The organism is Tenacibaculum aestuariivivum, from assembly GCF_964507685.1.
Lineage (GTDB): Bacteria > Bacteroidota > Bacteroidia > Flavobacteriales > Flavobacteriaceae > Polaribacter > Polaribacter aestuariivivum.
On the sequence record NZ_OZ208414.1, the window covers coordinates 342,346 to 356,548 of the forward strand.

General features: G+C 28.2%; 15 protein-coding genes and 1 other RNA gene. 5 read left to right on the forward strand and 11 right to left on the reverse strand.

Features of this window, described 5'->3' with window-relative positions:
* Positions 1–34 precede the first annotated feature (34 nt).
* Positions 35–3,013 carry an AAA domain-containing protein gene (locus tag ACN5J4_RS01390; protein ID WP_418650381.1) on the forward strand — a complete coding sequence of 993 codons (2,979 nt, stop codon included), beginning with the start codon at positions 35–37 and terminating at the stop codon, positions 3,011–3,013.
* Between the two features lie 77 nt (positions 3,014–3,090).
* On the opposite strand, the gene ACN5J4_RS01395 is transcribed toward ACN5J4_RS01390, so the two are convergent.
* The gene (locus tag ACN5J4_RS01395) at positions 3,091–3,831 is read right to left on the reverse strand and encodes a CDP-alcohol phosphatidyltransferase family protein (protein ID WP_418650382.1); all 741 of its coding nucleotides are present in this window, start codon (positions 3,829–3,831) and stop codon (positions 3,091–3,093) included.
* A 100-nt stretch (positions 3,832–3,931) separates the two neighbouring features.
* Between ACN5J4_RS01395 and ACN5J4_RS01400 the strand changes: the two genes are divergently transcribed.
* Together ACN5J4_RS01400 and ACN5J4_RS01405 are read left to right on the forward strand one after the other, a co-directional pair.
* The gene (locus ACN5J4_RS01400; protein WP_418650383.1) at positions 3,932–4,909 is read left to right on the forward strand and encodes a YheT family hydrolase; all 978 of its coding nucleotides are present in this window, start codon (positions 3,932–3,934) and stop codon (positions 4,907–4,909) included.
* 84 nt (positions 4,910–4,993) lie between these two features.
* Positions 4,994–6,178 (forward strand): DUF4105 domain-containing protein, encoded by a 1,185-nt coding sequence (locus ACN5J4_RS01405; RefSeq protein WP_418650384.1) that lies wholly within the window; start codon positions 4,994–4,996, stop codon positions 6,176–6,178.
* On the opposite strand, the gene aroQ is transcribed toward ACN5J4_RS01405, so the two are convergent.
* From aroQ to ACN5J4_RS01450, 9 genes are all read right to left on the reverse strand, one after another.
* Entirely contained in the window at positions 6,155–6,571 is a 417-nt protein-coding gene (gene aroQ, locus ACN5J4_RS01410; protein WP_418650385.1) for a type II 3-dehydroquinate dehydratase, read from the reverse strand. The genes ACN5J4_RS01405 and aroQ overlap by 24 nt on opposite strands.
* A gap of 213 nt (positions 6,572–6,784) precedes the next feature.
* Positions 6,785–7,483: an aromatic aminobenezylarsenical efflux permease ArsG family transporter gene (locus ACN5J4_RS01415; RefSeq protein ID WP_418650386.1), complete on the reverse strand. Its 699-nt coding sequence runs from the start codon at positions 7,481–7,483 to the stop codon at positions 6,785–6,787.
* On the reverse strand, positions 7,484–7,948 hold the full coding sequence (locus ACN5J4_RS01420) for a nitrophenyl compound nitroreductase subunit ArsF family protein (protein ID WP_418650387.1): 465 nt from the start codon (positions 7,946–7,948) through the stop codon (positions 7,484–7,486).
* A 13-nt stretch (positions 7,949–7,961) separates the two neighbouring features.
* Positions 7,962–8,939, reverse strand: a complete 978-nt coding sequence (locus tag ACN5J4_RS01425; RefSeq protein ID WP_418650388.1) for a permease — start codon at positions 8,937–8,939, stop codon at positions 7,962–7,964.
* Positions 8,932–9,339 (reverse strand): OsmC family protein, encoded by a 408-nt coding sequence (locus ACN5J4_RS01430; RefSeq protein WP_418650389.1) that lies wholly within the window; start codon positions 9,337–9,339, stop codon positions 8,932–8,934. Before ACN5J4_RS01430 ends, ACN5J4_RS01425 begins: the two co-directional genes overlap by 8 nt.
* 1 nt (position 9,340) lies before the next feature.
* A complete protein-coding gene (locus ACN5J4_RS01435; RefSeq protein ID WP_418650390.1) occupies positions 9,341–9,586 on the reverse strand; it encodes a thioredoxin family protein in 246 nt (81 codons plus the stop codon).
* Positions 9,587–9,638: 52 nt separating this feature from the next.
* Positions 9,639–9,944, reverse strand: coding sequence for an ArsR/SmtB family transcription factor (locus ACN5J4_RS01440; RefSeq protein ID WP_418650391.1), 306 nt, complete (start codon positions 9,942–9,944; stop codon positions 9,639–9,641).
* 251 nt (positions 9,945–10,195) lie between these two features.
* Entirely contained in the window at positions 10,196–10,780 is a 585-nt protein-coding gene (locus tag ACN5J4_RS01445; protein ID WP_418650392.1) for an outer membrane beta-barrel protein, read from the reverse strand.
* Positions 10,781–11,539: 759 nt separating this feature from the next.
* On the reverse strand, positions 11,540–12,127 hold the full coding sequence (locus ACN5J4_RS01450; RefSeq protein ID WP_418650393.1) for a porin family protein: 588 nt from the start codon (positions 12,125–12,127) through the stop codon (positions 11,540–11,542).
* A gap of 86 nt (positions 12,128–12,213) precedes the next feature.
* Here ACN5J4_RS01450 and ACN5J4_RS01455 point away from each other — a divergent pair, with 86 nt between their 5' ends.
* Entirely contained in the window at positions 12,214–13,131 is a 918-nt protein-coding gene (locus ACN5J4_RS01455; protein WP_418650394.1) for a tyrosine recombinase, read from the forward strand.
* 213 nt (positions 13,132–13,344) lie between these two features.
* On the opposite strand, the gene ffs is transcribed toward ACN5J4_RS01455, so the two are convergent.
* An RNA gene (ffs, locus tag ACN5J4_RS01460) (signal recognition particle sRNA small type) lies at positions 13,345–13,443 on the reverse strand.
* Positions 13,444–13,607: 164 nt separating this feature from the next.
* Here ffs and ACN5J4_RS01465 point away from each other — a divergent pair.
* Positions 13,608–14,147 (forward strand): DUF4199 domain-containing protein, encoded by a 540-nt coding sequence (locus tag ACN5J4_RS01465; protein ID WP_418650395.1) that lies wholly within the window; start codon positions 13,608–13,610, stop codon positions 14,145–14,147.
* Positions 14,148–14,203: the final 56 nt, after the last annotated feature.

The window sequence follows — 14,203 nt, forward strand, 5'->3', positions numbered from 1 at the left end:
TTAAACATATAAAATACAGCACTTCTTAAAAGGCATGAAAAACGAAAAAAAATGGTTGCAATATTATAAAAATAGTTTATCTGATAGCGAAAATTTAGCAATTGATATTTCTAAAATTAAAAATTTATTTCATCAAAAAACATCCGATTTAAGCAATGCACTAATTAATTCTAAAAAAGCAAACGAATTATTAGATGTTGAAGAGCGAAGAATTAATAGATTAAAAGGAATAACTAAAAAAGATAGTAATAAGTGGCATAAGGTTCAAGAAACTAAAATTCTCATATCACCATTTCATTTAGAATATCAAACTGATAATTCAAAATACAAACAACGTGCTATTCATCCGTTTTGGATTGTTGCTGTTGTAAATCGCTCAGGCCAATTATTGGCACCAAAAGAATTGTTTCCTTTAATTGTTCGTAATTACCTTACCCCTGTTGCCGATGTAAAAAATGATTTTATTTTTTCAGCTATTGATACTATTTTAGATGCCAAAGATATAGAAACTCCTAAAGCTGAATATGAAGATGAAACTATACTTTGGGCTGAATACTGGGATTATATAAACTTAATATTTTCAAAAATAACTAATAGTACGTTAGGTAATTATAAAGCTGATAGATACGTAACTCAATACCAACTCACTTTTTTTGCGGTAAGTTCAAAAATATCAACAGCAAAAAGTATTCTTTTTTTATACGAAAATTTATTAAAAAATGAAGAAACGTTACCTATTCTATCAAAAATTATAAATCCGTCTGCTAAAAACAGAATAAACGCGGTTACCGATGCTGGTTTTTTAAATTACAACCATTTGCATTTAGGACAAATGTCTAACAAGTTTCCGTTATCTATAAGTCAGCGTAAAACATTACTATCTTATTTAACGGCCGAACAAAATGCTGTTACGGCTGTAAACGGACCTCCAGGAACTGGTAAAACTACCTTATTGCAAAGTTTAGTAGCTACTGAATTTGTAAAAGCAGCTATTAAAGGAGAAGATGCACCGGTAATTTTAGCTTGTTCTAACAACAACCAGGCGGTTACCAATATTATTGATAGTTTTATTAATTCAGAAAGTAGTATGGGTAGTTTAGCCATGCGTTGGATTCCTGATTTTAACGGGTATGCTACTTATTTACCGTCTAATTCTAAAAGTGAAAAAACGTTAAAAAATATTAATTTTTTAAAAGGAAACTTATTTGGTCATGAGGGTACTTTATGTAATTTAGAAAACAATACCTATATTGAAGATGCTGAATATTACTTTTTAACCAATTATTGTAATTATTATCATGCCGAAACAAATTCACTACAAGATGTTTGCGATTATTTACAAGATGAAATTATAACAATTCAAAATACTTTAATTGATGGGGTTGATTTTTCAAGAGACTACATAAACAGTATCAATTTTATTAATAGTATTCTTTTAAACGAAGCCGATTACATTAAAAAAGATGCCTTTAAAATAAGTGCTTTAAAAGAGTGGCGTACTATAATAACTCGTTTAAAATCGGCTGTAAAACAAGCTGATTTTACAGATAAAGTACAAAAATATTTTAAAGTTAATACCAATAATACTACCGATAACACTAATTTTATTTTTAAAATTAGTGTAGATATAATTTCAAGTACCGAAAAAACAACCGCTTTTATTAAAAAATGTATTGCTAACCTAAATTTAGCATTACAAGCTAACTTACGTTTAAAAAATTGGAAGTCTGAAAATAAGATAAAAGGATTTCCTTTTGTTTCTGAAACTCAAATGTGGAATAATGAATACGAAAAAATAAATTCGAACGATATTTCACAGCGCTTTTTTTATGACGAGTTAGATATGGAACTTCGCCATAAAGCATTTTTATTAGCCGTTCATTATTGGGAGGCACGCTGGTTATTAGCCACAAAAGATGCACTAGAAAATGATACGGAAAAAGGAACAGGAGAAAATGCTGTTAAAAACAAATGGAAACGTAGAGCAATGTTAACCCCTTGCTTTGTAGCAACATTTTACATGGCACCAAGTCATTTTTTATACAGTCAGTTTCAAGCAGAAGATGAAAACGGAAAACCAGTTTTCGAATACCTTCCGTTATACAATTTTTTAGATCTTTTAATTATTGATGAAGCTGGTCAAGTAACCCCCGAAGTTAGTATTCCTGTATTTTCTTTAGCTCAAAAAGCTTTTGTTATTGGCGATTTAAAACAAATTGAACCTATTTGGTCTATACCAACCAAAATAGATGTAGGTAACTTAACCACCTTAAAAATGCTTCAACACCAAAACGATGAAACTTATTTAACCCAAATGGGCTTTTTAGCATCAAGCGGAAATATTATGAAAATGGCACAAAATGCTTGTGAGTTTGAAACACCTTTGTCTGAAAAAAAAGAGCAAGGATTGATTTTATTAGAACACCGAAGATGTAATGATGAAATTATTAATTTTTGTAATGAATTAGCTTACAATGGTATTTTAAAACCTATGAAAGGAAGGGCTAAAGAAAATCAAGCTTTTTCATCAATGATGGCTTATCATATTGAAGGGGTTAGCGAACGTAAATTTAACAGCCGCTGTAACATTAACGAAGTAAAAGCCATTATAACATGGCTACAACAAAATAAAGAAAAAATACAAAAAGCCTATAATGTAAAAAGTATTGAAAGTGTTTTAGGTATTATTACCCCATTTGCCAGCCAAAAAGGAGAATTATCAAAAGCATTAATAGAAGCAGGTTTTAAGGTAAACGATATTAAATTAGGCACTGTGCATGCCTTACAAGGTGCCGAACGTAGTATTATTTTATTTAGTTCTGTATATACAAATTTAGATGAAGGTACTATGTTTTTTGAAAAAGATAATAAACCAAATATGTTAAACGTAGCGGTATCTAGAGCAAAAGACAGTTTTATTTTATTCGGAGATACTCGAATTTTTGATGAAACCAAAAATACCCCATCAGGTATTCTTAAAAAACATTTAAAAGTGTATGAAATGGCTAAATAAATCCATTTTTATATAATTATGAATACCATTATATACAGCTATATACTTTTTAATAAATACCTACTAAAATAGCTAATTTATACTTTTTTAAAATTGTTAAATATAGAAATAACAACGTATAACAATATTATTAAAGGAATGGCTACAAATTTTAATACAATTAATAAAAATACACAAAGTACTAAGAAAATATATTTTAAAGCATTTTCTTTAAATACAAAAGTTTTAAATTTTAAAGCAAATAACGGAATTTCTGCATTCATTAAAAACGTTAAAATAATAGTTATTGCTATTAAAAAATACTGATTATTAATTAAATTAATAAAAAATGGTTGCTTACCAAACTCTGCTATAAGTGGTAAAGAAATAACAAAAAGTGCCATAGCAGGAGTTGGAATACCAATGAAAGAATCAGACTGGCGTGTATCTATATTAAAATTAGCCAACCTATAACAAGCTCCTAAGGTTAATAACAACCCTATATAAGGTATATTACTACCTGTAGCTCCATATACGTCAACACCAAAATACCCTGCAGCATCAACATCTAAAGCTGTTACAAAGAGCTGTAACATTACAATACCTGGTACTACCCCACTGGTAACCATATCAGCCAAACTATCTAGTTGTTTTCCTAATTCGCCTTGAACACCTAACATTCTAGCCACTAAACCATCAAAAAAATCAAAAACAATACCTATAACTACTAAAATTGCTGTTCCAACAAAATCACCTTTAATAGCAAAAATAATAGCTATAGTACCGCATAATAAATTTCCTAAGGTTAATAAATTAGGAATATGTTTTTTAATATTCATTCTTTTTATTATTTAAAGCGAAAATAAGAAATCATTATCTCATTTTTACATTTTACTTATTTTTTGTCATATTTGTTATTAATAGCCTTAAACTAAAAACATGCCAATTGTTACTGCTCATTTTAACCCGTTGTTACCTTTTAAAAGTGCACATTTTAGTACCATATATCGTCCTTTGTTTATGAAAAGTACTATTAACTATCAACGAAAAAGAATTACAACATGGGATAATGATTTTATTGATTTAGATTTCTCATTAACAGGCTCAAAAACCTTAATTTTATTAATTCATGGTTTAGAGGGCAGTTCACAATCTAACTACATGATTAACACCGCTAGTTATTTAAACACCAGTGGTTTTGATACTGTTTGTATGAATTTACGCAGTTGTAGTGGAGAGGATAATTTACTTTTAAAAACCTATCACAGCGGAAAAACGGATGATGTACATTTTATAATCAAACATCTTGCTACTAACAGTAACTATACAAACATTATTATTGTTGGTTTTAGCCTTGGAGGCAACTTAACTTTAAAATATTTAGGTGAATATGAACATATTTCTACCAAAGTAAAAGGTGGTATTGCTATTTCTACACCTATTGATATAACTAGCTCACAAACTGAATTAGCTAAATTTAAAAACAAACTATATTTAAATGAATTTTTAAAAACCTTAAAACCTAAAATAATAGCCAAATCGGCTAAATTTCCTGATTTTAAATTAAATAAAAAAGAAGTATTAAACGCTACAAAACTTTGGCATTTAGAAAAACAATACACCGCTCCTATATTTGGTTTTAAAAGCCCAGAAGATTATTGGGCTAAAGCCAGTTCTAAACCTTATATTAATAATATTAAGCTACCTACATTACTTATTAACGCGCTTAATGATCCGTTTTTATCTGAAGCTTGTTTTCCTTTTAAAGAAGCTACTAGTAATACCAATTTTTATTTAGCAACGCCAAAATATGGTGGGCATGTTGGCTTTATAACTTCTTTTAAAACATCTAAAAACAAATGGCTAGAAAACTATATTATTAAATTTATTTACGAAAAAATAAAAGTTAGTTTTTAAAATAATCCTTTATAAAAACAACAATTATTTTAATGTTAATTACGTTATTTGTATAACTCAAGTCTAATGTTTTAGATGCTTATTATGATAAAAAAAAATACCACTCTTTTCTTTCTTTTATTTTGTGCAAACTTACTTTTTTCACAAATACAGGAAACTTTAAAATTATCTACCTATTCGCAAATAAGTATTATTACATCAGGGCCTGGAGAGGCTTTATATGAAAAGTTCGGACATACTGCTATACGAGTAAAAGATCCTGTTTTACAGTTAGACTTAATATATAATTATGGAATTTTTGATTTTAGTGGCCCTAGTTTTTATGCTGATTTTACCAAAGGTTACATGAAATATAAACTAGCTAAATACCCTTTTTATTTAGCATTAAAAAGCGCTCAGCAAGATAAACGTTGGGTAAAAGAACAAGTGTTAAACTTAACACAAACACAAAAAAACATTTTTTTTACTATTCTAGAAATTAATGCTTCACCTAAAAACGCTAGTTACTTATACGATCCTTATTTTAATAATTGTGCTACTAAACCTAGAGATATTATAAAACAAGTAATAGGAAATAATTTAATTTTCAATAATAATTTTGTTAGTAAAAACACCTCATTACGAGCGTTAATGAACCACGAAATTCATACAAATACCTGGGGTAGCTTAGGAATAAATGTAGCCTTAGGAAACAGGTTAGATAAAACAGCAACACCTAGCGAATATTTATATTTACCCGATTATGTATATGAAGCATTAAATGTTGCTAAAATTTTAAAAGATGGAAAAGAAGAGAATCTAGTATCAAAAACTAGTGTTTTATTAAATTTTGATGAAAAAGAATCAAAAAGCGATGCTATTAGTCCGTTTGTAATATTTTTTATACTTTTAATAACTGGGTTAATAATTACTTATAAAGATTATAAGAATGCTACAAGAAGTAAATGGTTAGATTTTGCACTATTTTTTACCACAGGAATATTAGGGGTGCTAATTGTTTATTTATGGTTTTTTACTAACCACTCAACTGCTCCAAACAACTTTAATTTTTTATGGGCATTTGCACCTAACCTTATAGTAGCTTTCTTTTTAATACAAAAAAAATCACCAAAATGGATTGCAAAATACTGCATGCTTTTACTTGCCTTTTTAGTGATTGTTTCTATTATTTGGATAACTAAAATACAATTGCTATCAATTACCCTACTACCTTTATTTATATTACTAGCGGCAAGGTATTGGTTTTTACAAAAAACTTTGAATAGCTAAATTATAACTTTGCAAACCAAAACCTGAAATTACACCTTTGGCATTAGCGGCAAGGTAACTTTTATGACGAAATGCTTCACGAGCATGTACGTTTGAAATATGCACCTCTACTACTGGTGTTTCAATACCTTTTACGGCATCAGCAATAGCTACCGATGTATGTGTGTATGCTGCAGCATTTAAAACAACACCATCAAAATTAAAACCTACTTCGTGTAATTTATTAATAAGCTCACCTTCAATATTAGACTGAAAATAACTTAGCGCTATTGTTTTATAAGTTTGCTTTAGCTCGTTAAAAAAATCTTCAAAAGTATTAGCACCATAAATTTCTGGTTCACGTTTTCCTAATAAATTTAAATTGGGGCCGTTTATTATTATAACTTTTTTCATTGGGTATATTTATGTGGTAAAAATACTATTTTATACTTATTTTTTGTAATTTAAGTATAACACCTAATATTAACTTAAAAAGCACCTTGTTTAGATATTATAGTTTAGCTATTTAAAATAACACTTATTACAAATATAGTACTTTAACAAAAATTACTGCTTTGATAAGTAATACTAATTTTCAGTTAACTATTTAAGCAACTAAAACAATATTTATATAAAAATAAAAACATAATATAAGCCTACTATTATAAAAACAATGCCAGCAATTATTCTCATAACTTTTTCTATTTTAGAAATTTTATTATAAAATACTCCTACTTTACCAACGGTAAAAGCTAATAAATACGTGAAAAAAATTACAGGTAGCCCTGTTCCAAAAGCAAATACAATTGGTAAATAAAGTCCGTTTGCAGATGTAATTGTTATTGGAATTAACATTCCAAAAAATAATGCTCCACTATAAGGACAAAATGCTAAAGCAAAAACAACTCCTATTAAAAAAGAACCTAACAATCCTTTATCTTTAAATTTTTCTGATAGTTTTTCTTGAAAGCTTAATTTTCCCAAAAAATTAAGCTTAATAACATTTAACATTATCAATCCAATAATTAGTAACAAAGGCCCTAAGTACCGTTCTCCATTCTGATTGAAAAAGCGGGCAACATAAAACATACTTGCACCAAAATATAATATAAAACCAATTATAGTATAACTAAAACCTCGTCCTAAAGAATAAAAAAAACCACTTAAAAGTACTTTTTGTTTATTTGCAATATTTTTAGATATAAAAGCTGTTGCAGTTATATTAGTTGCTAAAGGACATGGACTAATAGCTGTCATTATGCCTAATATAAAGGCTGATAAAATTGGCGTATTATAATTTTCTAAAAGCAATTTTAAGTATTCCATTTAAAGCGTTTTTAATGCTATATGAATGGTGTTTTTTAATTTTTCAGAAAACTCTTTTTTATTATTTCCATTCATAAAAGCAAAATCTGTTAAGTTTATTGGTGTTTCTTTTCCTTTTTTTATTACGTTTAAAATTAAGGCTGTTCCTGATGCTTTAAATTTTTCAGCTATTTCTTCATTTTCTTTTTTATCAACATTAATAACCCTAAATGTAATTTTGTTTTCTTGCAACTCGGTTGTAAAATATGTGTTTAATGTATATTTTGTATTTGCTTCAATAGCATTACATGTTATGCATCTATGTGTTGAATGAAAGTCCAAAACTTCTATTTTTGAAATAGACTTATCTAAAACAATTACGTTGCTTTTATGTGGATTGTTGCAGTATGCAAATAATAAAGTACATACTGCTAGTATTAAAAATTTTATTTTTTTATAAATTTCTTCAATTTTATTTTTGTACATATGTAATTTAATTTTATAATATTATATTAAATAAATATCCTGATATAATAATGCAAAGGGTAACCACACTAAAAAAAATAGCAATAAGTTTTAAAGTCATTACCTTTTTTAAAAGCATAGCTTCTGGCAATGATAAGCCTACAACCCCCATCATAAAAGCAATGGCTGTGCCTAACGGAATTCCTTTAGCTACCAGTACTTGAACCACAGGAAGTATGCCTGATGCGTTAGCGTACATAGGTACTGCTAAAATGGTAGCTATTGGTACTGCTAAAAAATTGTTTTTATTCATATATTTTTCGAAAAAACCTTCAGGAATATAACCATGCATAAGGCCTCCAATAGCAATTCCTACAATTACATACGGAACAATACCCTTTATAATTTTTAAAACCTCTGCCCATATAACGGGTAACCGTTGTTTAAAAGTTTGCTGTGTTTCTTTAAAAATATGCTGTTCTCTTTGTGCATTTTCTAAAACCCCTTTTACCCATGGTGTTAAATACCGTTCTAGCTTTAATTTTTGTAATACAATACCTGAAATGGTACCTAATAAAATACCACTAATTACATAAATAACAGTTACTTTAATACCAAACAAACCTATAAAAAGCCCTATAGCTACCTCATTGACTAAAGGTGATGTAATTAAAAACGAAAAAGTTACTCCTAACGGTATTCCACCCCTTACAAAACCAATAAATAATGGTACTGATGAACAAGAACAAAATGGTGTTACTACCCCAAAAATACTTGCCATAAAATACTCCAATCCGTATAATTTATTTCTTGATAAATAGTTTTTTACCTTATCAATAGGAAAATAACTATTTACAATTCCCATTATAAAAATAACAACAAAAAGAAGAATTAAAATTTTTGTGGTATCGTAAATAAAAAAGTTTAAAGCCTGAGCAAGGTGTTGTGTTTTATTTAAGTTTAACACCGTATACACCAACCAATCGGCTATATTTTGTATCCAATCAAACATTATTAACACTATTAATGGTACCTGATATTGAACATGATAATTTTACGGTATTGTAAATAGTACCAAACTTTTCAATGTTTTTTTTAAGCAATGCTAAATTTAATTTTTTATCATTGCTATAAATTGTAACCTTGTAGGTAATATTATCTATTCTTGGTAAATTTTCAATACGTGTGCCGTTAACCTCAATAATAGCCTTTGAATACGTAAACTTCATCATACTCGAAAAACGCTGAATATTTTTTAGTATGCAGGCAGCTAAAGAACCTAAAAATAATTCGGCCGGATTGGGTAATTCACTCTCTGTGGTTAAACCTATACCAAAACTTATATTAGATTGCTTTATTTCAATAGCGGCATTTTTATCAGAAGTAATTAAAGCCTTAATACAATAATTCATATTAATTATTTGAAGTTAACAAAGCTAATACTTGCTTTTTTGACGGAACACTACCTTTTATTGTAATTACATTATCTATTACCAACGCTGGTGTAATCATTACATTAAACTGCATAATTTCCATAATATCTTCTACTTTTTCAATAGTTGCATCAATATTATTTTCTAAAACTACCTCTTTAACTACGGCTGTTAATGCTTTACATTTTGAGCAACCTGTTCCTAAAATTTTAATTATTTTGGTCATTATATATATGTTTGTTTATCGCCTATAAACGATAGTGTTTATTAAAAAAAAATCAATCAAAAAACTGTTGAAACAACATTTTTGCTGTTTTCCAATTTTTTTGGTTAATACAATATTTTATTTTTGGTGGTTTTAACACTCCCTGAATTAAACCTGCATTTTTTAATTCTTTTAAATGTTGTGATACGGTTGATTGTGAAATTGGTAACACCGCTACCAAATCGCCAGTAAAACAACATGCCTCATGTTCTAGATATTTTAAAATAGCAATGCGTGTAGGATGTGCTAAAGCTTTAGCATATATTGCCAATGCTTTAGTATTATTACTATATACTGTATGTGCTGTATTTCTATTCATAATTAATATTATAAAATTACAATAGGTATTTTAAACAAAACATGATTAAAATCATATGTTATTTATTTTGTATTTAACTTACCACTAAATATAGTTTTAACTTTAAGTAGCTAGTTAATATTTATAAATAGCTTATTTTATTATAACATTTATTGACTTTATTAAATAATTTAATGAACAAGTAGTGGTGTTTTAAACAAAAAAAAGGGAAGCTATTAAGCTTCCCTTTTATATAGTATGTAATGTACTAATTAAAACTTGTAAGTTAATCCGAATTGGATAGCAGATAAATCTAAGTTTAATGCAAAAGTATTAAGTGCATCATCAGCTCCATCTTGCTTTGCATTAGTATAAGATAATGCTCCAACAGAAGCTCTTAATGCTACTGATTCAGAAACAAAATAGTTAACTCCTGGTGCTACAGCAATAGAAATTGAATTAACATCTAAACCATCATCTGAACCTCCTTCAATTTCAGTATTAGCATATCCTAAACCAGCTCCTAATACGAAAGAAAAATCGTTTTGAGGTGTAAAAAAATAGTTAGCTGCTAAAGCAACACCTAAAGTACTAGTTTCTTCAACACCTGTATCAGAACCTCCAATAGCTAAACCTAATTCTAAAGCAATGTTTTCAGAAATAAAATAACCTACAGATGGTGAAAAAGTATAAGAACTTGAATCATTATCACCCATTGAAGCACTTGAGAATCCTACTGTACCAGATACATAAACATCCTCTTGAGCAAAACCACCTTTAGCTGTTTTAGCTTTGTCTTGTGCGTTAGCTGTAAAACCTGCTGCAACCATTGCAATTACTAATAATACTTTTTTCATAATGTTTGTTTTTTATTAAATTTTGAGCTACAAATTTACTTATATATTTAATTCTCACAACTTATTTTACACAAAAAAACACCCTAAAAACACCTTTTTAATTCTTCAAAAATAAACAACTGATAAACAGCAAAATAACAACTTTTTTTTTAGCAAAAAAAGAAGCCACTACCCTTCTTTTTTTTTCACACTACTATTTTTGCTTTAAAAAAGTAGCTAACAAGCACTTGAAATATACTTTTTTTTAACATCAACATCATTATTATCTGCAAGGCTAAGTACCCTTAAAAATATAAGAAGCCATAAAATTTATATTAATTGTTATACTTTTAAAATGTATCTTCATTATAATAACTAACTATGCTACTACTCTGCCCTAACTTAAGCAAACATTAAAAAAAAAAGCTATTTAAGCTCACTACCTCTAAACTTACCTCTTTACCTATATAATATCTAAATATTTTTAATGTATTGCATTAAGCAGTACATACTAACTTTAACGGTATCAGAAATTTTTAATTACTATAACTGTATTTGTATAAAAAAGGTTGTAGCTTGTTTTTTGAGCCATTATGTTTGCATAAACAAACTGTATTTATACCTGCTTAAGTACCAAGTTTATGTTTAAAGCCTTTATGGTAAAATTTACAGTGGTAGTAACTAACAATACTATTTTTTTTGTACAACATTTATTTTTTACACAAAAAAAGGGAAGCAATTACGCTTCCCTTTTTATATTATATAATATGTTATTACTGCTTAGAAAAAATATCCTACAGATACTTGAAACACACCATTTTTAATATCAAAATCATCATCATCTGCAACACTAGATAATCCTAAATTATAACGAGCACTAAAGTTTAAACCATTGTCTAACTTATAACCAGCACCAAAGTTTAAACCAAAGTCTATACTTTTCATTTCGTCTTTGATATCTTGAGAAGAAGCTCCTGACACATCTGCTTCAGTTTTAGCTGATAATAAAAAACCTATTTGAGGTCCTGCTTCTAAACTTAACCCTTCAGCTACATAATACTTAGCCATAACAGGAAGGTTTAAATAATCTAACTTAGCCGTTGCATCAACAGTAACACTTCCTAATTCATAATCAGATGTTGCACCTTGAGCAGAATATACTAATTCTGGTTGAACAGAAAACTTATCAGAAATTTCAATTTCTGCAACCGCACCTACATGAAAAGATGTTCTAGAATCAATATTTTCATCATTATCTCCAGAAAGACTAGCAATATTTAAACCCGCTTTAGCTCCAAACTTTACATCTTGAGCATTTGCTGTAAATGATGCCGCAACCATAGCTACTACTAATAATACTTTTTTCATAATTTTTATTTTAAAAAATGTTAAATTTGTTTAGCAAACACATAGTTATTTTTGTAAAAAACAAATAAAAAATAATAATTTTATTAATGAATTGGACACAAGCAATTACAGACTATACTAGCTACTTAAAAATAGAAAGAGGCTTGTCTAAAAATTCTGTTGATAGTTATACTCGCGATATTAAAAAACTTGTTGCATTTACTAACACTCTTACACCTAAAATAGCCCCACTACATATAAGTACTAGTGTTGTAAAACAGTTTATATATAATAGTAGTAAAACATTAAACCCACGTAGTCAGGCACGTTTAATATCTGGCATACGAAGTTTTTTTGATTATTTAATTTTTGAAGATTATAGAAAAGATAATCCTACCGATTTAATTGAAAGCCCTAACATACTTAGAAAACTACCCGATACTTTAGAAAAAGAAGAAATTGATGCCTTAATTAATGCTATTGATTTAAGTCATCCGCAAGGAGAACGTAATAAAACCATTATTGAAACCATTTTTAGTTGTGGCTTACGGGTTAGTGAATTAATAAACCTACAACTTTCTGATTTGTTTTTTGATGATGGGTATATACGTGTATTGGGTAAAGGAAATAAATTTCGTTTTGTGCCTATTCATAGTACTACTATTGCTTATATAAATTTTTATATTACTACCATTAGAAGCAAAATAAAACCGAAAGAAAAGGAAGAAGATATTGTTTTTTTAAACAGGCGTGGTAAACGATTAACACGTCAAATGATATTTATTATTTTAAAAAATTTAGCTATAAAAACTAATCTAAAAAAAAGTATTGGCCCACATACCCTACGCCACTCTTTTGCTACCTACTTACTTAAACATGGTGCCGATTTGCGTGTTATACAACAGTTGCTAGGGCATGAAAGTATTACAACTACCGAAATTTATGTACATTTAGATACCAGCTACCTAAAAGAGGTTGTTGAACTACACCACCCAAGAAGTGCTATTAATATTAATAACCACTAAAGTAATTTTAAAAATTAAGTTTATAGTCATGCTAAATTATCTTAGCATCGTAGAAAATTAAAAATACAGGCAAATTAGAATAATAAAATAAATTCAGTTTAACAAATTCGAGTTTTTATACTATATTTTTTTAGATAAAAAAACAGCTAAAACATAAAAAAAAATAAAAGGTATAATTTTATAGAAAAGTAAAATGAAAATAGAAGATACAAAAAATGGCAAGCTACCTACATCACACTGCTACAACCTAATACCCTTGCTGCGTTCCCGCCCTGGGGGATTCAAAGGGAGCTAGTTGTGTAGGACTTGCCGAGGCAAATTTACAGCCTTTTTTGAAAATAGCAATAAAAAAAATAACTTTTTTATAACAAAAAAATTAACTCACTATGTACCAGCATATTGTTTATAAACTTTTTTATAAAAATTTAGAATCAAAAACATTATAATATATTTGTACTACTAATTAAACTAATTCAATGGAAAATCAAACGCAAAGCAGAAATATTATTTTAACTTATGGATTAATATATGGAGCTGTTATAGTAGTTATTAATCTTTTAATTTATGTTTTAGGAATAACTCTTAGTACAACGGGGGCTATTATAAATATAATTGCGCTAGCCTTTTGTATTATAGCATTACCTATTTTAGCTATTAAAAAATTTAAAAGCCAAAATAATGGCTTTTTAATATGGGGGCAGGCTTTAAAAATTGGCGTTGGTGTTGTTGCTTTAGGAGCTTTTATTAGTATATTATATACTTATTTTTTTACAGGAATTATTGAGCCTAATTTTTACAGTGAACTTAACGAGTTTAAAACTCGAAAAATTTTAGAATCAAGCATTAATGATGATCAAATTAAAGCTGAATTAGCTTTATTAGCTTCGCAAGCTAAAACTCAAGGGTCAATTATTGGAGCTGCACAAGGGTTATTATTTTATGTATTTTTAGGTTTTGTAGTATCTGCCATTACAGGAGCTGTTATGAAAAATACCACCGAAGAAAACCAATATTAATATTTATTACTTGTTGTTAAAAACAACGTTGTAACGTTACTTTTTAAATTTTGCAC

What these genes read in the sequence shown, in the direction of transcription:
- ACN5J4_RS01390 (WP_418650381.1), top strand. Translation starts at nt 35, where the DNA reads ATGAAAAACGAAAAAAAATGGTTGCAATATTATAAAAATAGTTTATCT.
- ACN5J4_RS01395 (WP_418650382.1), bottom strand. Translation starts at nt 3,831, where the DNA reads ATGAATATTAAAAAACATATTCCTAATTTATTAACCTTAGGAAATTTA.
- ACN5J4_RS01400 (WP_418650383.1), top strand. Translation starts at nt 3,932, where the DNA reads ATGCCAATTGTTACTGCTCATTTTAACCCGTTGTTACCTTTTAAAAGT.
- ACN5J4_RS01405 (WP_418650384.1), top strand. Translation starts at nt 4,994, where the DNA reads ATGATAAAAAAAAATACCACTCTTTTCTTTCTTTTATTTTGTGCAAAC.
- aroQ (WP_418650385.1), bottom strand. Translation starts at nt 6,571, where the DNA reads ATGAAAAAAGTTATAATAATAAACGGCCCCAATTTAAATTTATTAGGA.
- ACN5J4_RS01415 (WP_418650386.1), bottom strand. Translation starts at nt 7,483, where the DNA reads ATGGAATACTTAAAATTGCTTTTAGAAAATTATAATACGCCAATTTTA.
- ACN5J4_RS01420 (WP_418650387.1), bottom strand. Translation starts at nt 7,948, where the DNA reads ATGTACAAAAATAAAATTGAAGAAATTTATAAAAAAATAAAATTTTTA.
- ACN5J4_RS01425 (WP_418650388.1), bottom strand. Translation starts at nt 8,939, where the DNA reads ATGTTTGATTGGATACAAAATATAGCCGATTGGTTGGTGTATACGGTG.
- ACN5J4_RS01430 (WP_418650389.1), bottom strand. Translation starts at nt 9,339, where the DNA reads ATGAATTATTGTATTAAGGCTTTAATTACTTCTGATAAAAATGCCGCT.
- ACN5J4_RS01435 (WP_418650390.1), bottom strand. Translation starts at nt 9,586, where the DNA reads ATGACCAAAATAATTAAAATTTTAGGAACAGGTTGCTCAAAATGTAAA.
- ACN5J4_RS01440 (WP_418650391.1), bottom strand. Translation starts at nt 9,944, where the DNA reads ATGAATAGAAATACAGCACATACAGTATATAGTAATAATACTAAAGCA.
- ACN5J4_RS01445 (WP_418650392.1), bottom strand. Translation starts at nt 10,780, where the DNA reads ATGAAAAAAGTATTATTAGTAATTGCAATGGTTGCAGCAGGTTTTACA.
- ACN5J4_RS01450 (WP_418650393.1), bottom strand. Translation starts at nt 12,127, where the DNA reads ATGAAAAAAGTATTATTAGTAGTAGCTATGGTTGCGGCATCATTTACA.
- ACN5J4_RS01455 (WP_418650394.1), top strand. Translation starts at nt 12,214, where the DNA reads ATGAATTGGACACAAGCAATTACAGACTATACTAGCTACTTAAAAATA.
- ACN5J4_RS01465 (WP_418650395.1), top strand. Translation starts at nt 13,608, where the DNA reads ATGGAAAATCAAACGCAAAGCAGAAATATTATTTTAACTTATGGATTA.